This window comes from Falsiroseomonas sp. (assembly GCF_051859025.1).
In the GTDB taxonomy this organism is placed as follows: domain Bacteria; phylum Pseudomonadota; class Alphaproteobacteria; order Acetobacterales; family Acetobacteraceae; genus Falsiroseomonas.
The window spans coordinates 1-20,820 of the sequence record NZ_JBHYGL010000004.1 but is presented as its reverse complement, the minus strand read 5'-3'; the positions used below and the strand labels follow the sequence as shown (position 1 = coordinate 20,820).

The 20,820-nt window shown below is 66.4% G+C and carries 17 protein-coding genes and 1 pseudogene; 4 read left to right on the top strand and 14 right to left on the bottom strand.

The annotated features are described in order from the left end of the window. Window positions 1–671: 671 nt before the first annotated feature. From ACTIE5_RS07000 to ACTIE5_RS06990, 3 genes are all read right to left on the bottom strand, one after another. Entirely contained in the window at window positions 672–1,010 is a 339-nt protein-coding gene (locus tag ACTIE5_RS07000) for a hypothetical protein (RefSeq protein WP_439548980.1), read from the bottom strand. Between the two features lie 6 nt (window positions 1,011–1,016). Continuing rightward, window positions 1,017–2,159, bottom strand: coding sequence for an alkene reductase (locus tag ACTIE5_RS06995; RefSeq protein WP_439548979.1), 1,143 nt, complete (start codon window positions 2,157–2,159; stop codon window positions 1,017–1,019). 182 nt (window positions 2,160–2,341) lie between these two features. Further along, window positions 2,342–6,541 (bottom strand): chemotaxis protein CheB, encoded by a 4,200-nt coding sequence (locus tag ACTIE5_RS06990; protein ID WP_439548978.1) that lies wholly within the window; start codon window positions 6,539–6,541, stop codon window positions 2,342–2,344. A gap of 375 nt (window positions 6,542–6,916) precedes the next feature. Between ACTIE5_RS06990 and ACTIE5_RS06985 the strand changes: the two genes are divergently transcribed. After that, entirely contained in the window at window positions 6,917–7,291 is a 375-nt protein-coding gene (locus tag ACTIE5_RS06985) for a response regulator (protein WP_439548977.1), read from the top strand. Between the two features lie 557 nt (window positions 7,292–7,848). Here ACTIE5_RS06985 and ACTIE5_RS06980 read toward each other — a convergent pair. The 10 genes and pseudogenes from ACTIE5_RS06980 to ACTIE5_RS06935 all read right to left on the bottom strand — a co-directional run bounded on the left by ACTIE5_RS06980 (window position 7,849) and on the right by ACTIE5_RS06935 (window position 18,385). Continuing rightward, window positions 7,849–9,261, bottom strand: coding sequence for a phospholipase D family protein (locus ACTIE5_RS06980; protein WP_439548976.1), 1,413 nt, complete (start codon window positions 9,259–9,261; stop codon window positions 7,849–7,851). Further along, the gene (locus ACTIE5_RS06975; protein WP_439548975.1) at window positions 9,258–10,205 is read right to left on the bottom strand and encodes an endonuclease/exonuclease/phosphatase family protein; all 948 of its coding nucleotides are present in this window, start codon (window positions 10,203–10,205) and stop codon (window positions 9,258–9,260) included. The genes ACTIE5_RS06980 and ACTIE5_RS06975 overlap by 4 nt, the downstream gene beginning before the upstream one ends. Window positions 10,206–10,546: 341 nt before the next feature. Continuing rightward, window positions 10,547–11,008: pseudogene (locus tag ACTIE5_RS06970) on the bottom strand (DUF427 domain-containing protein). A 240-nt stretch (window positions 11,009–11,248) separates the two neighbouring features. Beyond that, window positions 11,249–12,292 carry an AI-2E family transporter gene (locus ACTIE5_RS06965; protein WP_439548974.1) on the bottom strand — a complete coding sequence of 348 codons (1,044 nt, stop codon included), beginning with the start codon at window positions 12,290–12,292 and terminating at the stop codon, window positions 11,249–11,251. Between the two features lies 1 nt (window position 12,293). Continuing rightward, window positions 12,294–15,059: a cation-translocating P-type ATPase gene (locus tag ACTIE5_RS06960; RefSeq protein WP_439548973.1), complete on the bottom strand. Its 2,766-nt coding sequence runs from the start codon at window positions 15,057–15,059 to the stop codon at window positions 12,294–12,296. After that, a complete protein-coding gene (locus ACTIE5_RS06955) occupies window positions 15,056–15,292 on the bottom strand; it encodes a hypothetical protein (RefSeq protein WP_439548972.1) in 237 nt (78 codons plus the stop codon). The genes ACTIE5_RS06960 and ACTIE5_RS06955 overlap by 4 nt, the downstream gene beginning before the upstream one ends. A gap of 278 nt (window positions 15,293–15,570) precedes the next feature. Further along, a complete protein-coding gene (locus tag ACTIE5_RS06950; RefSeq protein ID WP_439548971.1) occupies window positions 15,571–15,762 on the bottom strand; it encodes a YgaP family membrane protein in 192 nt (63 codons plus the stop codon). Window positions 15,763–15,842: 80 nt separating this feature from the next. Then, on the bottom strand, window positions 15,843–16,283 hold the full coding sequence (gene trxC, locus ACTIE5_RS06945) for a thioredoxin TrxC (RefSeq protein WP_439548970.1): 441 nt from the start codon (window positions 16,281–16,283) through the stop codon (window positions 15,843–15,845). Between the two features lie 15 nt (window positions 16,284–16,298). Continuing rightward, window positions 16,299–17,444 carry a c-type cytochrome gene (locus ACTIE5_RS06940; RefSeq protein WP_439548969.1) on the bottom strand — a complete coding sequence of 382 codons (1,146 nt, stop codon included), beginning with the start codon at window positions 17,442–17,444 and terminating at the stop codon, window positions 16,299–16,301. A 32-nt stretch (window positions 17,445–17,476) separates the two neighbouring features. After that, window positions 17,477–18,385, bottom strand: a complete 909-nt coding sequence (locus ACTIE5_RS06935) for an MBL fold metallo-hydrolase (RefSeq protein ID WP_439548968.1) — start codon at window positions 18,383–18,385, stop codon at window positions 17,477–17,479. A gap of 153 nt (window positions 18,386–18,538) precedes the next feature. On the opposite strand from ACTIE5_RS06935, the gene ACTIE5_RS06930 reads away from it, so the two are divergent. From ACTIE5_RS06930 to ACTIE5_RS06920, 3 genes are read left to right on the top strand one after another with little or no spacing between them, the layout of a single operon-like run. Further along, window positions 18,539–18,835 (top strand): ArsR/SmtB family transcription factor, encoded by a 297-nt coding sequence (locus ACTIE5_RS06930; RefSeq protein WP_439548967.1) that lies wholly within the window; start codon window positions 18,539–18,541, stop codon window positions 18,833–18,835. Beyond that, complete coding sequence (locus tag ACTIE5_RS06925; RefSeq protein WP_439548966.1) at window positions 18,832–19,374, top strand: rhodanese family protein; 543 nt, start codon at window positions 18,832–18,834, stop codon at window positions 19,372–19,374. The genes ACTIE5_RS06930 and ACTIE5_RS06925 overlap by 4 nt, the downstream gene beginning before the upstream one ends. Before the next feature lie 18 nt (window positions 19,375–19,392). Then, window positions 19,393–20,181, top strand: coding sequence for a sulfite exporter TauE/SafE family protein (locus ACTIE5_RS06920; protein WP_439548965.1), 789 nt, complete (start codon window positions 19,393–19,395; stop codon window positions 20,179–20,181). Window positions 20,182–20,293: 112 nt separating this feature from the next. Here ACTIE5_RS06920 and ACTIE5_RS06915 read toward each other — a convergent pair. Beyond that, the coding region (locus ACTIE5_RS06915) for a hypothetical protein (protein WP_439548964.1) at window positions 20,294–20,820 on the bottom strand (527 nt) is incomplete at its 5' end.

The window sequence follows — 20,820 nt, the reverse complement described above, 5'->3', positions numbered from 1 at the left end:
CCCGAGCACGTCGTTGAACCGCGGCGCGCTCTGCGGCAGGCTCGGCACCCCTGGTGTCGTTCGAGTGCAGGAGCGCGGCCCCACCACTCGTGCAGCAGACGCGCTACCCCTCCAGCGCGACAGGATCGGAAACTACCGACGCGGCGCTTCGCCCCGCCAAACGCTGGGGACACCGATCGCGACTTGGACGCGCGTAGATCCCGAGGCTCCCGACGGAGGGGAAGGCGCGGCAGCATTCGTTATGCAGCGTCGCATGAGGCCGCGTTGCGGGAGGACCGTCGCCATGCGCCAGGCTCGTCACGCGCTATATCGGCTGCGCTTCGTCCTTGAGCCGGCCGCTCCTTTGTTGCGGTTCCTCCCGCAAGTGACGACCGCCGATATCGCACAGATCTTGGGCGCGACTACGGATCAGCGCCTCGACCCGACTGGAGCGATCGAGGGCACCTCCGCGCCAAACTTGCAGCAGCATTCGTACAAGACGCCCGCTTCCATTGCTCGGCGTCCCCTCGGCATTGCCTCAGGCCGTGACCTCACGAGATAAAGCGACCAGCGGGCCTCAGACGCAGACCACAGGTGCTCCCGCGTCAGGCCCTGGCGTACTGCGCTGATGGATCGCGCCACCGCCACCATCATCGCGATTACACCCGCTGGCGCTACGCCGATGTCCACCTTCACACGCAGCAGGCAGTAATGCGGCCCGCGTGCGGCCCGTCGCTATCTGGGAAGATCGTACGCCGCAGCACCAGGCCGAGGAGCGTCTTGAGCAACCAGGCGCCCAGCACCCACCAAGCGATGCCGAACATCTCGCGCGGCAGGTTAAGTTTCCCGATAGCCTCGCCCAACAGATACTGGCCGATGGGGTTGCCATCGCGGGGAAACAGCGCGGTGAGCAGCAACAGTCCCCCGCCACCACCGAGGAGATGGCGATAGGGCTTCAACCGCGGTAACCGGCCAAGGAGCGGAAGAATGACCGCCGCGGCCAGGAGGCCGATCTCCACCGCCCCGAACATGTCGGTTCAGGCCAGGGCCGGCTGTTGCTCGAGCGCCCGAAATCCCTCGAGTGTCGGATAGTCCGTGTAGCCATGCGCATCCCCGCCATAGAGCGTCTCCGGAGGCATCAACGCACTCAGCGGCGCATCCGCCAGCAGGCGTGCGACGAGATCCGGATTGGCGATGAAGGGGCGTCCGAAGGAGACGAGGTCGGCATGGCCGCTGGCCACGGCCCGAATGGCCATCGTGCGATCATAGCCATTGTTCGCCATCCAGGCGCCATCGAAGCCTTCGCGCAGCGCGGCATAGTCGAAGGGCACGTTGTTGCGCGCCCCGCCCGTCTCTCCCTCCACCACATGCAGGTAGGCCAGACTCAGGCGATTGAGCTCCGCCACAACGTAGTGGAATAGCGCCTGCGGGTTGCTGTCATGCGAATCACCCGCGGTCGATACTGGCGACAGCCGCACGCCGACACGCCCAGCACCGATCGCCTCCGCACAGGCCCGGGTGACTTCCAGCAGCAGTCTCGCGCGGTTCTCGATGGCGCCACCATACGCATCGGTGCGGTGATTGGTGACGTCGCGCAAGAAGGCGTCGAGCAGGTAGCCGTGTGCGCCATGGACCTCCACACCGTCGAACCCGGCTTCCTTCGCGCAGCGCGTCGCATGGTGGAAATCCTCCACGATCCCTGGCATTTCCTCGAGGGTGAGGGCCCGTGGCGTCGAAACGGCCACAAAGCCTCTCTCCCCCAGAAAAGTCTTCGCCTTGGCGCGTATGGCTGAGGGCCCGACCGGCGCTGCGCCATCCGTCTGGAAGCTGGTGTGCGAGATGCGGCCGGTGTGCCAGAGCTGCAGCACGATGACGCCACCCTGCGCATGCACGGCGTCCGTCACGCGCCGCCAGCCTTGCACCTGGTCATCGGTGTAGCAGCCAGGTGTGTTGGCGTAGCCCTGTGCCTGGGCGCTGACTTGCGTGGCTTCGGCGATGATCAACCCTGCGGTGGCGCGCTGCGCGTAGTATTCACGCGCAAGGGGCCCGGGAACGAGGCCCTGACCCGCTCGGTTGCGCGTCAGCGGCGCCATCACGATACGATTAGCCAGACGCAGCGCGCCCACGCAAACCGGTTCGAACAAGGCGTGGTCGGAACGTGTTGAGTAGGCGTGCGTCATGGCGATGCTCCTCGGTGGTCGGGCGTTGAGCTGGCGGGATTCGGACGAAGCACCCGAACTCAACAGGAAGCTTTGCCAAGCTCACTGTCAGGGGTGATTCAGTGCTCTCGTGCCCAACGCACAGCGACGGACCCTGAACGGCACAAGCGGATCCACCTAGCCTCGGAAAATACGGAGACGGACTAGGGCGCCGCGCTGCTCGCCGCCAGAGCCAGCCGCGCGAGTGCTGGCAGTGATTTGACACCCGTACGGTGCATGATCTCTGCCCGGTGCGTCTCCACTGTACGCTGGCTGATGCCGAGATCGGCGGCGATGTTCTTGCTCGGGTCGCCCGCCAGGACGCGGGCCATCACCTCGCGCTGCCGGGCAGTCAGGCTTGCCAGGCTGTCGGCGGCCTTCTGGCGCCAGGCCGCCAGCTTGCCGAGATCGCGCGACTGGGCCAGCGCGCGGTCAAGTGCTGCGCGCAACGTCGCGGCACGCACGGGTTTCTCGATGAAGTCTGAGGCGCCGGACTGCATCGCCCTGACCGCCGCACCCACATCACTGAGGCCGGTCACCATGATGGCGGGCAAGGAATCGCCGCTCTGGCGGAGCCGAACCAGAAGGTCGAAGCCGCTCATGCCGGGCAGTTGCGCATCCACCAGCAGGCAGGCCTCGCCGCCGGCGTGATAGGCTTCCAGGAACGCCTCGGCACTGACATGGCCGATCACTTCCTGACCGTCGCGTTGCAGCACGCGTAGCAGGACGCTCCTCGCCTGCTCGTCATCCTCCACGACATGGATGGTGGTTGCGCTGCTGGAGGGAACCAGCACCGGCGCATCGCCCAGCAGGCGCTGCAACAGGGCGCACAAATCCACCGCGCGCACGGGCTTCTGCAGCCTCGGATAGTTCTGCGTGGCAATGTCCTGGAGGGCCTCGGTGGAGATGTCGGCGGTGAGGATGACCACGGGCACGGCGAAGCCTAGCCGCTCTCGCAGCAGCCCGCCCAGCTGCACCCCGTTCATGCCACCGGGAAGGTTGAAGTCGGCCAGGATGATGTCCGGGCGGATGGCGCCACGTGCGATCAACGTCAGCGCGGCTTCGCCATCTGCAGCGGCAATGACGACGTGCCGCTCTTCGGTCAGCACTCGTACAAGAAGATTCCGCACGTCCGGGTCGTCTTCGATCACCAGGATCGCGCCCGTGCGATGAAGGACTGGCAGCGGAACCTGCGGCGCGACCACGGCGTGGTCCGACGCACACAGTGGCACCGTGATTGCGAAGACCGAGCCATGCCCCGGTTTCGAGTGGACTTCAAGGCCGTGGCACATCAGTCCGGCAAGCCGCTGCACGATCGCAAGTCCCAGGCCAAGGCCGCGTTCCCGCTCGCGCGCAGCGTTATCAAGCTGGTGGTACTCGTCGAATATTGCCGCCCGGTCCTCGTCGGGGATACCGATGCCCGTGTCCCAGACCTCGATCCGCAGCCCGCCAGCGCTGCGTCGACAGCCCAGCAGGACCCGTCCGCGCTTGGTGTATTTCAGCGCGTTGGACAATAGGTTGCGCAGCATCTGCTCGAGCAGCCGCGGGTCGCTGCGGATGGTAGCCTCGGAAGCGACAAGTCGGAGATCGAGCCCGATTCCACGGGCAAGATGGCCAAACTCCTCCGCCAGGCGCTGCAGAAGGGCGCCGATCGAGAAGGCGACGGGTGTGGCCTTCAGGGCACCTGTCTCGATCTGATTGATATCCAGCAACGTGTCCAACATGTCGGACATGGCTGCAAGCGTGGGCTCCTGCATCGCCACAAGCTTGCGAGTCTCCTCGCCCTCGACACTCTTCGCCAGCAGGTCCCGCAGCAACGTCAGCGTCTGCAGGGGCTGGCGCAAGTCATGACTGGCCGCGGCCAGGAAGCGTGTCTTCGCGGCGTTGGCCTGCTCCGCGCGGCGCGTCGCCTGCTCGAGCAGCGCCGCAGCCTGCCTGCGCATCGTGATGTCCATGAAGGTAATCACCACGCCGGCTACGGACGCATCCTGAGCGCGATAGGGCAGTACCCGGCGCTTGAACCAGGTACCCTCGGCGGTAGCGATCTCGCGGATGCGCGGGTCGTCTCCGGCGAGCACGGCCGCCGCGTCTGCCGGCAGCGCCGGATCGATGGCCAGGGAGCGTAGATCGGCTAGGGGGCGGCCGACATCGCCAGGCAGCACGCTGAACACGGCACGAGTCGCAGGCGTGAAGAAGCGGATCCGCAGCTGCGGATCGAGGAAGATGGTCGCTTCCGGGGTACTGTAGAGCACATTCTGCAGATCGTTCGACGTGGTGCGGCTATGCTCCAGGGTCTCCTGCAACTGGCCGTTGAGGACGTTCAGCTCCTCATTGAGGGATTGCAGCTCCTCCTTCGACGTCAGCAATGCCTCGTTGGTGGATTGGTACTCCTCATTGACCGACAGTGCCTCCTGATTCACCGCGCGCTGCTCCTCCGCGGCGTGTTCCAGATCCTGGATGGCGGCATGCAACTCGGCGCGCGTCGTCTCGAGTTCACGCTCCAGTGCCGCGACGCGCGGCCGGTCATCGGACGCGCCCGCGGGCTGTGGAAGGACCGTGGCGGGCGCGGGCTCCAAGAAGCAGACCAGAAACAGCGCCTCGCCCTCGTCGTTTGCTGGCCGAACTTCCAGATGAGGCGCCTTGGTGTCGTCACGCATGCATGCCTGCCCGGCGGCCCTTGCCTTGACGAGCAGGGCGCGCAGCCGTCCGCGCAGCGCGGGCCGCACGACCGCCAGAAGGTCCTGCGTCGCGGCCCCTGGGGCGTGCAGCAGATAACGGTCGGTAGGGCCAAGTGAATGCAGGCAGTGGCTCTGAGCATCAATCAGGACGGCGGCAGGCGTGTGATGCTGCTGCACGAGGCGCCGACAGAGTTCCGCCAAGCGAAGCGGCCGTGGCAAGGTCGCCCCGCGTGGCGCGGTGACACCCAGCGCGGCGCCTGCAAGCGCAGCAGGCGGACCATCATTGGCGTGGCGACGCCAGATCCGCTCCGCCTTGGCGACCACATCGAAGCCCGCTTCACCGGCACCAAGATGCTCCGAGTTGCCGAGCAGTAGAAAGCCCCCCGCGCGAAGTGCGAAACGGAACTGCGCCACGACACGCGCCTGGGCTTGCGGCTTCAGGTAGATCAGCAGATTGCGGCAGGAGATGAGATCGAGCCGTGAGAAGGGAGGGTCGGCGAGGACATCCTGGACCGTGAAGACGACCAGTGCGCGCAGATCGGCATTGACCCGCCAGGCATCTTCGTCGCGTTTGAAGAAGCGCGCGAGGCGAGCGGTGGAGACGGCCCCTTCGATGCTCGCGGGGTAGCGACCCTCGCGCGCAGCCGCCACCGCGTCCGCATCCTTGTCGGAGGCAAAGATCTGCAGGCGGATATCAGAACCCGCGGCGCTGATCGCCTCACGAAACAGGATCGCGAGCGACCAAGTCTCCTCGCCGGTGCTGCAACCGGCGACCCAGATGCGCAGCGGCCGATCGCGGGGGTGGGCGGCGAGTAGCTTGGGAATGATGTGTTCGCCAAGCAGGTCGAACACCTCCGGATCACGGAAGAAGCCTGTCACATGGATCAGCAGGTCCTTCGCGAGCAGCGACGCCTCCTGCGGATCGCGTTGCATCAGCGCGAGGTACTTCTCCAGGTCAGAAGCGCCAGCCATGCCCATGCGGCGTTCGATCCGCCGTCGAAGTGTGCCGGGCTTGTACAGGTTGAAATCGGTCCCGGTACGCTGCCGCAGCAGCGCCACGATATCGGCTTGCCAATCGTCTGTAGCAGGAGCGGGTTGGCGGGAGTGACGGAGCAATGCTGCCGGCATGGCAGCGATCGACAGCACGAGATCGACGGCGCCGGCGGCGATCGCCGCGCTGGGCATACCGTTGAACGCAGCCTCCGCGGGGAGCTGCGCGATGACGAAGCCGCCGGCCGCTCGTAGCGCCAGACCGCCCTGGGTGCCGTCCTCGCCAGTGCCGGACAGCACGACGGCCACGGTTCGCGATGCAACGCCACCGCTGGCCAAGGAGCGCAGCAGAGTATCGAAGGGTAACCGCGCGCCGTGCGGCTCCGCTGGCGGTGAGACGACAAGCCGCCCCAACTGCACCGTCAAGGCGGTGCCTGGCGCGATGACATAGAGGTGCTCCGCCGTGACAACCGCACCGTCACTCGCCTGCGCCACGGTGAGTGCCGTATGGGGCGCGAGGAGTTCTACGAGGAGGCTGTCATGCGTGGGGTCCAGGTGCTGCACGAGGATGAAGGCAAAGCCTGTTGCTTTGGGAAGGGCGCTGAGGAAGTTGCGGCAGGCGTCTAGCCCACCAGCCGACGCGCCGACAGCGATGATGGACTGCAGTCCGTCAGCAAGCGGATGGGTTGCAGGCAAACCAGAATCCTCCTGCTTTTGCTGATCCGTTGCGCAGCGGCAGGACGTTTACCATGCCATCGGCAGGGCGCAGCGTTTTTGTTGGCATTCGGCCACCGCGCGGATCTCAGTATTTTCCGATACTCGCAAGCGACAGCGCCATCGATGTAGGGATCGTTCCACACGGATAGTTGTTTCGTCATTCCGTGATTCTGCAGGGAACTGACGAATGGATGCGAAGTGGCTTGCGTGCCGGGCGGCGTGGCTGCGGCGGCCGCGTGAGCAATTGGCATGAGGACGGGCGGGAGCACCGACACGATCGAGGTGGCGACCGAGCTGCGACGACAGGTCGAGGCCTGGGTAAATGAAGGCGGAAGCTGGGAGCGGGGGGAGCACATGCTGCAGGTTCTTGTCATTGAGGACGATGTGCTGATCGGCATGCTGCTCTCGCGGATACTGGCGGGCATGGGCCATGAGGTGATCGGCGTGGAGGGCACGGAAGAAGGCGCAGTAACCGCTGCAACGCGCCGCCGGCCTGGCCTGATTCTTGTGGATGGACGTCTGCGCGGTGGTAGTGGACAAGGTGCGCTTCGACGAATTCTGGATAGTGGCTTCATTCCGCATATCTGGATGAGCGGCGATCCGGCCGATCGCACACGCCAACGTCCCGGTGTGCTGGTGCTGCAGAAGCCTTTCACGGAGCAGGTTCTGGCGTTGGCAATTGCACAGGTCTGCGTGGACGCAGCGGTGATGTCCGATCGATCAGCGTAGACAAAGCGCCATGTGAATGCGCGCCCGTTTCCCGGGCCGAGGCAGCCTGACGCCCGGGTTCGGCCTGCCACGGAAGCCCTCGCCGAACAGGGTTTAGTGTCCGCCATCGCGTAGGTGTTGGATCACGGCACAACGGCTCCAGTGAGGGCCGGCTCCTCGCCAAAACTTGGAGATCAGGCAGCGGCACATCGCAGAATCCGTCGCGACAACTGCGAACCTGAACCCGACCTCCTCGGTAGCCCGACAGCACGAGACAGCGGGCACGATAGCTTCGCCGCGGTCGTTCTCGGGCCGGCTGGGCAAACGAGTTGGGGGCACCGATTACGCCTGGGGGAGCGCGGGGGACCGGCCCTTCCGAATAAGGTCATCGCCAGCCCCGCCCGCGATGCGACAACACGTACCCGGCGTGCCATCAAGCCGCTGCCGCGCGACGGCGTCCCGTGCAACCGATCGGTCAGCCGCCTTCGGATTGGCCCGAGGAACACTCGGGCGGGCTGGTGCGCGCCTCTGACGTCACCACCGTTGGCGCCAGACGGCTTGCCGTCGATGCACGCCTGTCAAAGCTGCGATTCGAGCGGCAACCATCGCAGCACGCACGCCAACGCGCGGCGCAGCAGCGAGGCGCCGGGCTCCGTTTCGCCAGGAGACGGCATGGACCCATCGTCCCAGACAAGCCGCCCGTTCTCCAGCCGCACCCGCCAGCAGCGCGCGCCCTGCGCCAACCAGCGATGCTGGTGGCGCATCAGTCGCGCCAATGGTGGGTGTCGCACAAGGACGCCCATCTCGGTGTTGAGGTTAGCCGAGCGCGGATCCAGGTTGAAGGATCCGACAAAGACCGGCCCATCATCCACCACGACCGCCTTGGTGTGCAGGCTTGCCGAACTCGAGCCGAAGATGCCAGCGCGTTTTTCGCCACTTTCCTTCACCTCGAACACGTCGATCCCCGCGGCGATCAACCGTTCCCGGTAGCGTGCATAGCCTGCATGCACGGCCACGACGTCGGTGGCGGCGAGTGAATTGGTGATGACCGAAACCCGCACCCCTGCCCGCGCGAGATCGATCAGCATCCTGGTCCCGGACTCGCCTGGCACGAAGTACGGTGAGACCAGCAGCACCTCTCGCCGCGCGCCGGCTAGCATGATGCCGATGGCCGGAGCGACCACGCTGCCGGACAGGCCGCGCGCCTTCTGCGGCAGATCGGACACGAGGCGGATCGCCTCGCCGGCTACCTGCATGACGCGAGTATGTCGCCGATCCGTTGTCGCTACGCGGTGCAGGTAAGGTTGCGCTGCGAGGGAGGCCGCAACGGCGTCCAGCTTTCGGCGCAGCCGCGCCAGCGACCGCGCCCCGGGCCGAATGCTGAGCCGCCGGACCGACCGGGCCAGTGGATTGGTCCAGAAGGCTTCGAAGACTGCGGAGGCCGATGCAGCCGGCGCGCCGCGCACCATCAGATCGAGATCGCGGAAGTTGTATTCGCCAGAGGCGTCGAAATAGCTGTCGCCGACATTGCGCCCGCCGCAGATCACCACGCTGCCATCGGCGATCCAGGCCTTATTGTGCATCCGGCGATTCAGGTGCCAATTGCCCACCAGCATCTCCAGCAGCAGTCCCAACTGGCCCCAGCGGCGCCAGCGGGTGCCGTTGAAGCGGCGGACCTGGATCAGGGGATGGGCAATCAGCGGTGCCAGGTTGAAGTCTTGCCGCAGGCCGTGCATGTCGTCCAACAGCATGCGCACTCGCACGCCGCGGTCAGCCGCGTGTAGCACCTCACGCGCCAGCAATTGGCCGGTCAGGTCCGCTTTCCAGATGTAGTACTGGAGGTCCAGGCTGTATCGGGCGGCCTGCGCCACAGCGGCGCGCGCGGAAAAGGCTGCCACGCCGTCCGAGATCAGCGTGAGGTGACTGTCCTCCCTGCTTTTGGGTGACACTCTTGCTGCGTCCGCCCGCTGCAGGCCACCCGCCAGGCTCATGCCGCCACCTGTGCATCAACAGTACCGAGGCCGACACTCATGTCGATCCGCGCCAGGAGAGGCAGGTGGTCGGAGGCGACGCGGGCGAGCGGGCTGTCATGCACCTGGGGCGGCAGGACGAGGCCACGCGGATGACCCAGGATCTGGTCAAGCGCCAGGAATGGCAGGCGGGCGGGAAAGCTGGGCTGGTGAGGATGAATGAACGGGCCGAATAGCGGCTCCAGTCGAGTGAGCGAAGAGTTCACGCCAGTGCGCCACTCGTTCATGTCGCCCAGCAGCACCGTGGGCATCGGCGCGGCGTCGTGCAGCGCTGCAAGTATGGCCGTCGCCTGCAAGGCCCGGTGGCGCCGCAGCAGTCCCAAATGGGCAGCAACCACCCGCAGACCGCCCGCTGGCATGGCCAGATCGACGATGAGCGCGCCGCGCGGCTCGGCGCCCGGCAACGCGAGCCGGCGGACACGCGTCACCTTGCCACCCCGCACTAACAAGGCGTTGCCGCGCCAGCCATGGCCGCCCGGTACCGGCGATACGGGTACCAGCGTCAGCCCCGTGCGACGTTCCACCTCGCCAAGGTCCAGCAGGCCGGCGCGATAGCCAAACCGTCGGTCTGCCTCCTGCAGAGCCACGATGTCGGCATCCAGTTCTTCGATAACGGCCGCGATCCGGCCAGGGTCGAAGCGCTTATCCGCCCCGATGCAGCGATGCACGTTGTAGGACGCCGCGACGAGGCTTCCGGGTGGCACGGACGCACGAGCCTTCGGCTGCGTTGCGGCAGGCGCAAAGCGTGCCGAGGACCTGTGAGTGACAGCGTGTTTCAGCAACCGCAGCGCGCCGCGGAACTCGTCATGGAAGCGCACATGACTGCGCGGTGATGGTCTGGCCGACTTCTCCGCCGAAACCGGACGCAGCGTGAGGCGGTCTCGATGCGGCATGAGCAGATCCAAAGGACAGTCCCGGTCGTGTCGGCACGGAGATGGGTCCCGCGTGACCGAGAACCAAGTGACGTGGATAATTGTGTCCTGAAGAACCTGACCAGGGCCAAGATTGAGGCCTGGAAGCGGGACTATGGTGCGTTTCAACCGCAAATTGCCCTGAGGTTTCGATAAGCGCCGAACCGGGACCCCCTCCACCGCCATTTTGAGGAAGGGCTCCCGTTCGGCGCTTATCAACAGTTCGTTGGGGTGCGCGCAGGTGCTTGCCGAAAGCTAGTCTCCGCCACCGACATACGGAGGAACTGCCTCACGCACATGACCGCCACGGCCGGCGCTCACACCAACGCGCATCCTCACCAGCCCGTGCTGCCCGGTGCACCTTTGAACGGGCCCTTCAGGCCGCGCGTGATCCAGCCGCCATAGAAGCCGCCGGGTTGCGGCGTGACCAGTTCATCGCCAACGAAGCACCGCTCCATGGCGCCGGCGTAGACCGCGAGGTAATCGCGGACAGCCGTGAATGCAGGTGTCGGATCCGGGTAGCTCCAGGCTGCGCGCTCTGCCACCCGATCCTGGACTCGGATGGTCCAGTAGTTCGCCTCACCTTTCTACTCGCATATGCTGCGCCCTGACGCAGGCTTCAGCGTGCAGCATGTGAAGGAGTCCCGCGGCAGGTTATGGACGGGTGGGTGCGAGGTCTCCGGCACGCGGAAGACCGCCATCGTCGCCGCAATCGTACGGCCGGCAAACTCGATGCGGATCGGTTCGGCGACAGGCTCGAGCGCAGGTGGCCGCGGATAATCCCAGACATTCTCCATTGCTTCTCGCTCTTCGACAGGGTCGCTCACAGCCGCGACCATGATCAGGCCCGGAGATGGCGCGGCTCCGCATGACCGTAATGGACCCCTTGCAAGACCGGCTGCGGCAACTCCGTCCCTGCATGGGTGCGCAACAAACGCCGGCAGCGTGATCGATGAGCGCATATGGCTCGACAGGTTCGGCACCGACCAGATTCGCCCGGTATGTGCAGCACGTGCAGCGCGTTCCTGCCGCAAAAGCTATTCCGTAGGCGCCGTTCGCGTCCTCCGGATTCCCAGGAGGGTCTGGGCTCCAGCGACAATGATGGGTCCCAGGACGATCCCCGACGTACCGAATAGAACCAGGCCACCAACCACCGCGATGAACGACGGTACTGTGTGGAGCATCAGGCGCCTGCCGACGAGTATGGGATACAACACGTTGTCCACCAGCCCGATGACCAGGGTCCCCCAGAGGGCGAGCAGGATGGCCGCCTGCACGTCACCATTGAGGCCCAGGAAGAGCGCCGCTGGAGCCCAGATCACGAAAGCGCCGAGGAATGGCACGATGCCGAGCAGGCCCATCAACACGCCCCAGAACAGCGGCGCGGGCAGATCGAGCCACCAGAACATGGCGCCGCCCAGCCCACCCTGCAGCACGGCAACGGCGGCCGTGCCATATACCGAGGCAAATATGGTGTTGGTGATGCGATCGGTCAGCCGCGTGTATTCCGATGCGGTCAGCGGCAGCACGCGACCAATCGCGGCGATCGCCAGGTCACGATCGCGCAGCGAATAGAACAGAAAATAGAACGTCAGAAGCAGGGCGATGAGGCCAGAGACAGATCCCTGGATGAAGGAGCCACTCCAACCGGCAAGCCAGGCGCTGGCCGTCTGTAGGAGTTCGGGGATGTTGAGCCGCTCGACGATGGAATGGATGGCGGGAGCCAGGCGTGGGTAATTGTCGATCGCGCGGGTCCAGTGTTCTGCCTCGAGCAGGGGTCTGAGCCGTGGCGCGCTGCCGGCTGCTTCGTTGAGCAGGATGCCGAGGACGGCGATCGTTGGCACGACAACGATGCCGGCAACGATCGCGACGGTGGCCGCAGCGGCCAGTCCCGGCGCAGGTAGCAGCCTGCGCATCCAGGTGTCGAGCGGCGTGAACAGGATCGCCAGGGCGAACGACCAGACGATCGCAGAAAGAAACGGAAAGACCATGACAGCGCAGAGGATGGCTGCTGCACCGACCATAACGCTAAGCATTCGCGTCGAGGACTGACGGCGGTGCGAGGGATCGTCATGGCACATCTCAGGGCAACCTGGCGGGCGAAGCGGCTTTCCGACCAGACCCGAACCGCATGACGGGGCTGGGATTGGCGCGGGATCGCCATCCCGTCACCAGTTTCACCAATTCCACCACCATGACCGGCGTCAGCGCCCCCGCCGCCACCACGCCCCAATCGGCCCATGACAGCGCAACAGTCCGCAGCACCTCGCGCAGCAACGGAACCTCGACAGCGGCGATCTGCAAAGCCAGGCAGACGCCGGTGGCGCCCCACAGCCAGCCATTGGTGAAAAGCCGCGAGCTCAGCGCCGAGCGGCTGCGGGAGCGTGCGCTGAAGGCGTGGAACATCTGCGCCATCGCGAGCGTCATGAAGGCGATGGTAACGGCGTGGCGCAGCCCTTCGCCCTCCACGCCATACCAGCGCATCCCAATTGCGAAGGCCGCAAGCGTGCAGCCGGCGAGCAAGCATCCCTGCCAGACGATGAGCCAACCGAAGGCCCGGGTCATCAGCGGCTCGGCCGGATCGCGTGGTGGGCGGCGCATCACATCCGGCGCCGAGGGCTCCAGCGCTAGCGCCATTGCCGGGAAGATGTCGGTGACGAGATTGAGCCACAGGATCTGCATGACGCCAAGCGGCAGCGGCCAACCGATCATGATGGCGGCGCCGACCGTGATGATCTCGGCGAAGTTGCAGGAAAACAGGTAGTGGATGAAGCGCAGGATGTTGTGGACGATGACGCGGCCCTGCTCAACCGCCGAGACGATGGTTGCGAAATTGTCGTCGGTGATGACCATGGCCGAGGCTTCCTTGGCGACCTCGGTACCGCGGATGCCCATGGCGATGCCGATATCGGCCTGGCGCAGCGCCGGAGCGTCGTTCACCCCATCTCCTGTCATCGCCACGACCTGGCCGCTGTGCTGCAACGCCTCGACGATCTTCAGCTTGTGCTCGGGTGAGACCCGAGCAAAGACCGAGGTTCCGCCGGCAATCTTCCTCCAGCCGGCATCGTCCAGATCGGCTAGCGCGCTGCCGTGCACGGCCAGCAGCGGCCTGCCCTGCCGGTCGGTGTCAAGGCCGAGCTGGCGCCCGATCTCGGCGGCGGTGGCCTGCTGGTCGCCTGTGATCATGACCACGCGGATGCCAGCCTCGATGCAGCGGGCGATGGTGGCGCCCACTTCGTCCCGCAGAGGGTCGATCATGCCGACCAAGCCCACGAAGGTGAGGCCGCGGGTCAGATCAGCATCCTCGAAGCCATCGGGCAGGGCACGATGGGCAAGGGCCAGCACACGCAAGGCGCCGGCGGCGAGCGACTCATTCGCAGCGCGCGCCTGCTGCAGCGCCTCGTCGGTCATCGGTATCTCACCACCGTCGCCCATCACGGTGGCGCTGGCCGCCAGAACCATGCCGGGCGCGCCTTTCACATAGGCCACCGTGCCACCGTTGGGCGCGGTGTGCACCGTGACCATCAACCTGCTCTCGCTGTTGAAGGGCATCTCCCGGATGCGCGGATAGTCGGTGTGAAGCGTGTCGCGATCCAGGCCGGCCTTCCCGGCGGCGATGATCAGCGCTGCTTCGGTGGGATCGCCCAGAATACTGACGGCATCGCCACTCCGATCGACCGTCGCGTCGTTGCACAGGGCGCCGATTCGCAGGGCCAGGCCTAGCCGCGCCGGATCAATGTCGCGTCCATCGATCTGAAACGAGCCTTTCGCCGTATAGCCTGTTCCGGTGACATCCACGCGCAGCGCGCCCAATGCATAGGCGCGCACGGTCATCTCGTTGCGGGTGAGTGTCCCGGTCTTGTCGGTGCAGATCACGGTGGTCGAGCCCAGCGCCTCAACCGCCGGCAGGCTCCGCACCAGGGCGCCCATCCGGGCCATGCGCTGCATGCCCACCGCCAGCGTCATGGTGGTGACCGCGAGCAGCCCCTCGGGCACCGCCGCGATGGCCAGCGAAATTCCGACCTCCACCATGAAAAGCAGTTCGTTGCCCCGCAGCCAGCCCAACAGGGTGATCACCGCGCACAGCGCGAGCACGATGACGAGCAACGCGCGGCTCAATTCGGCGAGCTTGGCTTCCAGCGGGGTGCCATGTGCCGCCACCCCGTCGATCAGCGCGCCGATGCGCCCCATCTCGGTTTCGGCACCCGTACCGGTGATGATGCAGCGGCCACGGCCATCGGTCACGGCGGTGCCCATATGCACCATGTTGGTCCTGTCACCGGGCAGCGCCTGCGCATCGACCAGGACGGCCGCCGATTTTGTGACGGGCAGGGATTCGCCGGTCAGCGCTGACTCATCCAGTTGCAGCTGCACGTCCCGGATCAGCCGGCCATCGGCAGGCACCCGGTCGCCGGCGGCGAGCACCACCACATCACCCGGCACCAGGTCCTGGGTGGCGATCTCATGCGCCGCGCCATCGCGAAGAACCTGGGCGGTGGTGACGGCCTGCCCGCGCAGGGCTGCCAGGGCGCTCGCCGCCTTCCATTCGGTCGCGAAGCCGATCACGGCGTTCAGCAGGATCACCACCAGGATGGCCACCGCTTCGACCCAGTCGCCGAGCGCCAGCGCAACACCAGCGGCAGCCACCAGCAGGCCGACCATGAGGCTGGCGAACTGCCGCGCAATCAGGGCGATAACGGAACCTGGCTTGGCTTGTGGCAGCGCGTTGGGGCCATGCCGCGCGATCCGCTCGGCGGCCTCTGCGGTGCTCAGCCCTTGCAGGATATCAGTCTGCAACACGGCCGCCGCATCCTCCGCTGAAAGCGTGTGCCAGATGGGCATGGTCATGGCGCGTGTCCCTTTCGAGAGACCGTCAAAAAGCCGGCCAGAACCTCCTCCTCGGCCACCAGATGCACCCGCAGCAGCGTCTCGAGCGCGAACGGCGCCTCCATTGCGGCATGCATGCGGATCGGCGGCGCCACCGCGCCCGGTTCACTCATCCGCTGCGCCGCGGCCGCGCGGAGCGCGCGTTCCTCCTCCCACTGATGCGGCAGGAGTTCGTGTTGGAGCGGTCCTTCCAACAAGACAGTAACCGGCAGCGACTCCACCTGCCGCCCAGGCCGCAGCGTCGTCAGCGCAAACAGGGTGGCCAGCGCTCGGCGTGCAGCCGGCCTGCAAAGGTTTGCCCATCAAGCTGAGGACACCGCCGCCAGGAGCAGCACGATCACTCGACCCTGTGGCGCGTGGCGCATCATCTGCGTTCTCGTTCGGTTGTTTGGATGGCTGGGCAGCCGGCGCCCGGACTTTCGGAATCGCAAAGCCGCGCTTGGCGAAACGCCAAGGGCACCGCTCCTCGCGCCTACCGCGCCGCCGAGCAGGTGTTCACGCCCAGCAGGCTGTAGGCGGGGCAGCTGCTCATCAGCCCGGTCGCCAATGGCACAAGGCCGACCAGCCCCCACCAGCCGAGCGGACCGAAGGCGCCAAGGCCGAGCAAGGCCAATCCCGCCGCGATCCGTAGCCCTCTGTCGATCGAACCAACATTGCGCGTCATGAAGCTCTCCTATTTCACCAGGCCCGAAGGCGGTTGCCGAAAGACATGCGCCCCGCGCGGCGCTGACGCTTTGATCCGCGTTAGGCAAGCACCGTCGATTTCGCCCATGCGACGATGCGGCTGGCCGGCAAGGCACCGGCCTGGCGCGCAACCTCCCGCCCGCCGGCAAACAGGGCGAGCGTCGGGATGCTGTTGATCGCGAGCTCGGTGGCGAGGGCTGGCGCTTCTTCCGTCGAGACCTTGATCAGTCGCATATGAGGTTCGAGCGCCTGTGCCGCCGCCTCAAAGGCGGGCGCCATGGCGCGGCAGGGGCCACACCAGGAGGCCCAGAAATCCACCAGCAACGGCACGCCGCTCAATCGCAGATGGCGGCGGAAGCGCTCCTCGGACAGCGCCAGAGCCTTGCCCTCGAACAGCGCCGCACGGCATTCGCCGCAGCGCGGCGCATCGCCGAGACGCGCTTCGAGCACGCGGTTGATGGCATCGCATTGCGGACAGACGACCTGGAGGTTTGTGTTCATGACGGCGTCCCCGCGCTATGGAATGGCACTGGCAGCGGCGGCATTGGCGCGCAGCCAATCCTGGATCGGCTGCCAGGGTCCGAAGCGGTGCTGATCCGGTGTGAAAGGCCCAACGAAGGGCGGATAGGCCGCATCGACGGGCTTGTTGGAGCGGTCGGGGTAATCGCCCTCCAGCCCCGCCCTATGCGGCCGCGGCTGCGTATTGATGAATGCCATCACGTCGAATGAGTCGAGCGCAGGGATCACCGGTGCCTCGAAGGTGGTACCGAGCGGCATGTTGCCGTGCACGAAGCGCGCCGCGGTGATGATCCGCGCCATGCCTGCGCCGTCATTGTAGCTGTCCGGCCCCCAGAGCGGGGGGAAGCGGTAGCGACGGCCCGTCTCGGCGGCCTCTGTCGCTTCCAGCCGCTGACCAAGGCCATCTGCCCCATGGCAAGCGACACAGTTCTCGGCATAGATCTGCTCGCCGCGCACCGGGTCGGCAGCACGATCGGGGAGCGGCAAGGCAGGCGTGCCGCGGCCTACCAGCGACTGGCCGACGCGTTCCGGCGCGCTGATATGGCGAACATAGGTCAGGATCGCCTTCATCTCGTCGCCGTCCACTGGCAACGGGCGGCCGTTCATGCTGCGCTCCATGCAGCCATTCACGCGCTCCTCCAGGGTGCGGACCTCGTTCTCTCGGCCGATATACTGCGGGAACACGCCCCAGACGCCGGCCAGCGGAATGCCGAATTGCTGTGTCCCGGCTTGGATGTGGCAGGACTGGCAATCGAGCCCGTTGCCGGCGTGGCGCATCGCGGGATCGGCCGCATCCGGGCCTATCAATGAGGAGGTGCGCGCAATCAGGTCCCGGCCACGGCGGACGGTGCGGCCATAGATGTCGTCGGGGAGCGTATCAGGGTCCGGTATATCCCACGCGGCGGGTACGACGGTTGGCAGGGACGCAGCAGGCGCGGCGCCGGCCGGAGGGGGCGACCTGGCGGAGGGCCGCGCCGCAACGCTGACCGGCTCTGCCGCAGGCGCTTGTGCAACGGCGGGGGCGACCTGCGTCTGTGGCGCCGCGATGCCGGTAGCCGTCCGGGGAGGACGTTTCACAAAGAGCGTGACGACGCCGATCAGCACCAGCCCTGCTATGACGACGGTCGAGGATGGTGTGCGCATCGGCGGTCACTCCCTGGATGTGGCTTTACCGGTCACTCGGCTGGGATCGTCACGGCGCCGCCTGCTGCCTTCGTCTGCACGGGAATCTTCAGGTAGCGGACGCCATTCGCCTCCGCCTCCGGGAAGCGGCCGGCCCGAATGTTCACCTGGATCGACGGCAGCAGCAGCGTCGGCGCGGCCAACGTGCTGTCGCGTGCCTGACGGAAGGCGACGAATTCGGCCTCCGTCTTTCCGTCCTTCACATGCGGATTGTTCGCACGCTGCTCGGCCACGGTGCTTTGCCAGGCGAAGCTGTCGCGGCCCGGTGCCTTGTAGTCATGGCAGATCCAGATTCGCGTCTCGGGCGGCAGCGCCAGGAGCCGTTGGATGGAATGCCAGAGCTGGTGTGCATCACCACCCGGGAAGTCGGCCCGCGCGGTGCCGTAATCATGCATGAACAGCGTATCTCCGACGAAGACATCGCCGCCGATGCGATAGGCAACATCGGCTGGCGTGTGGCCGGGGACGTGCAGCACCTCCACGGTCAAGGAACCGATCGCGAAGCTCTCGCCGTCCTTGAACAACCGATCGAAGTCACCGCCCTCCGGCTTCAGGTCCTGCATGTCGAAGACAGGACGGAAGATCTTCTGCACGTCCCGGATATGCTCGCCGATGCCGATCGGCGCACCCGTCCGTGCCTTGATGTAGGGCGCGGCGGTCAGGTGATCGGCGTGGGCATGCGTCTCCAGCACCCAGCGGATGGTGACGCCGGCTTCCGCCGCGGCGGTGATCAGCGCATCGGCAGAGGTCGTGTCGGCCTCGCCCGAGCGATTGTCCCAATCCAGTACCGGGTCGATGACCGCGCCGTCCCTCGTCGCGGGATCCCAGACCAGATAGCTGACGGTGTTGGTCGGCTCGTCGAAGAAGGCGCGAATGAGGGGCTGTTCCCCAATCTTGCTCATGGGATGTCCTTCTTTGCCCCGGGATGGGGCTTGAACATCATATAAGCATCCCCTTATTAAGCACAAGATTATGAATGGGACGGTTGGATGATGGTAGCGAGGCCAGCGGCAGACACGGCGGCGCTACAGGATAACGCCGCAGAAGCTGCAAGGTTGCTGCGCCTGCTCGCGAACGAGCGAAGGTTGCTGCTGCTCTGCCATCTCGTCGGCGCTGGCGAGATGACGGTCAGTGCCCTGGCCTCTGCCGTCGGCCTCTCCCAACCGGCCCTCTCTCAGCACCTGGCCATGCTGCGCGAGGACGGGTTGGTTGCCACGCGCAAGGCGTCGCAGGCCGTCTTTTACCGCCTGGACGACCCGAAGGCGGCGCGGCTGCTTGAAGTGCTCCGCGACCTCTACTGCCCGCCCCAACCCTCCCCTGCTGAACAACACGATCAAGGACCAAAACCATGAAGACCATCACCCCACAGGAAGCCGCCGCGCTGCTGCGCGATGGCGCCACCCTGGTCGACGTGCGCGAGCCCGACGAACATGCCCGCGAGCACATCACCGGCGCGCGGAGCCTTCCGCTGTCGCGGTTGGAGGAGGCGGAACTGGCCGTGCACGACGGCAAGCCCGTGGTGTTTCACTGCCGCAGTGGCGCCCGCACCGCGGGCAATGCCGATCGGCTCAGCGCCAAGGTCGGTGTCTGCGAGGCCTATATCGTCGAGGGCGGACTGGATGCCTGGAAGCAGGCTGGGCTTCCAGTCGCGACCGACCGCCGCCAGCCACTGGAGTTGATGCGCCAGGTGCAGATCGCGGCGGGCAGCCTGGTGGTACTTGGCGTGCTCCTGGGCGCGCTGGTCTCCCCCTGGCTCTACGCGCTGCCTGGGTTCGTCGGCGCCGGTCTGGTTTTCGCGGGCGTGACCGGTACCTGCGGCCTGGCAAATCTGCTGCGGATGATGCCCTGGAACCGCACGCCGGCACCCACGGCTGTAGCAGCGGCAGCGTAAGCCACCGGACGCAGCATCATGTTCGATCTCTCCCTGTTGCAAGCCCTGCTCGGCGGTGCCTCCGGCTCGCTGGTCGGCTTCACGCTAGGCCTGGTGGGCGGTGGAGGGTCGATCCTGGCGGTGCCGCTGCTGGTCTATCTGGTGGGTGTGCAGAGCGCGCATATGGCGATCGGGACCAGCGCGGTCGCGGTTGCGATCAATGCCGCGACGAGCGTGATCGGGCACGCCCGTGCGGGCAACGTGCGCTGGCCCTGCGCATCGATCTTCGCCACCGCCGGCGTGGCGGGTGCCTTCGCTGGATCGGCGCTGGGTCGGCGGGTGGATGGGCAGGCGCTGCTGGCCGCCTTCGCAATTCTGATGGTGGTCGTGGCGGTGCTGATGCTGCTGCGGCGCGATGACGGCGTGGATCGCATCGTCCGCCTGAACCGAGGTAACGCTCCGGCGCTGGTCGGCACGGGGCTCGGCGTCGGCGCGCTGTCCGGGTTCTTCGGGATCGGCGGCGGCTTTCTGATCGTGCCCGGGCTGGTGTTCGCCACTGGCATGCCGATGCTCCAGGCGATCGGGACGTCGCTCGTCGCCGTCACCGCTTTCGGTGTAACGACGGCCGGCACCTATGCGGTGGCTGGTTTGGTGAATTGGCCGCTTGCGGCAGTGTTCGTCGCCGGCGGGGTCCTGGGCGGCCTGGTCGGTACGCGCGCCGGTCGGGTCCTGTCGCAGCGTCGCGGTGCACTGACCCGGGTGTTCGCCGGTCTGATCTTCGTGGTTGCTGGGTACATGCTCGTCCGTAGTCTCGGCATCCTCGGATGAGCCGACGCCGGCGGGCTCCAAGGCTCTCGCCCTGAGCCCACATATACGGAGGCGCACCGCCCCGCCAGCGTTGGTCGATGCACTCACGCGTTATCCACGTGCCAGGAGGGCTTTAGTAAAGGTGCTGGCCTCGCGCCATGGCAAGGTGATGCGGCTGGTGGTGGGCGCCGCTGACCAGGAGCCCGATGAAGCCAAGGCCACGGATGCGGATGACCTCCCTCGGCTCGACAGACGTCACCGTGAGCTTAATGCCTTCCTGCAGCACCTCTGTGCGGGCGCGCCAGGAAGGCAGCTGGTCAAGCTCACGGGCGTGCGCCAGGATCATGCGCCGGCTGGCGTCGAGCGTCCGGCCGGTACCGGTCACCGCGATCTCGATCCCATCATCGACGGGGCGTTCCGTGGCAAACGCCCTCAGCGTGACCTCATTCATGTCGATGAGGTGCTCGCGCAATCCAGCGAGGGTCACCTTCGCCCAATCGGTTGCGGGGTCGGCCTCCAGAATACGGACGATCTCCTGGATCTTGCCGAAGGCGTCCCGGCCCGGAAGGGGGGGCACAACAGTCGGCACCGGAGCCTCGTGATGCGTAACCGTCGTCTGGGCCCCACGGCGATCGCGGCTTGACGGTACGTCGAAGGCGG

Coding starts and splice junctions, on each gene's coding strand:
- ACTIE5_RS06920 (WP_439548965.1), top strand. CDS start 19,393: ATGTTCGATCTCTCCCTGTTGCAAGCCCTGCTCGGCGGTGCCTCCGGC.
- ACTIE5_RS06980 (WP_439548976.1), bottom strand. CDS start 9,261: ATGAGCCTGGCGGGTGGCCTGCAGCGGGCGGACGCAGCAAGAGTGTCA.
- ACTIE5_RS06995 (WP_439548979.1), bottom strand. CDS start 2,159: ATGACGCACGCCTACTCAACACGTTCCGACCACGCCTTGTTCGAACCG.
- ACTIE5_RS06960 (WP_439548973.1), bottom strand. CDS start 15,059: ATGACCATGCCCATCTGGCACACGCTTTCAGCGGAGGATGCGGCGGCC.
- ACTIE5_RS06940 (WP_439548969.1), bottom strand. CDS start 17,444: ATGCGCACACCATCCTCGACCGTCGTCATAGCAGGGCTGGTGCTGATC.
- ACTIE5_RS06950 (WP_439548971.1), bottom strand. CDS start 15,762: ATGACGCGCAATGTTGGTTCGATCGACAGAGGGCTACGGATCGCGGCG.
- ACTIE5_RS06985 (WP_439548977.1), top strand. CDS start 6,917: ATGCTGCAGGTTCTTGTCATTGAGGACGATGTGCTGATCGGCATGCTG.
- ACTIE5_RS06965 (WP_439548974.1), bottom strand. CDS start 12,292: ATGTGCCATGACGATCCCTCGCACCGCCGTCAGTCCTCGACGCGAATG.
- ACTIE5_RS07000 (WP_439548980.1), bottom strand. CDS start 1,010: ATGTTCGGGGCGGTGGAGATCGGCCTCCTGGCCGCGGCGGTCATTCTT.
- trxC (WP_439548970.1), bottom strand. CDS start 16,283: ATGAACACAAACCTCCAGGTCGTCTGTCCGCAATGCGATGCCATCAAC.
- ACTIE5_RS06935 (WP_439548968.1), bottom strand. CDS start 18,385: ATGAGCAAGATTGGGGAACAGCCCCTCATTCGCGCCTTCTTCGACGAG.
- ACTIE5_RS06925 (WP_439548966.1), top strand. CDS start 18,832: ATGAAGACCATCACCCCACAGGAAGCCGCCGCGCTGCTGCGCGATGGC.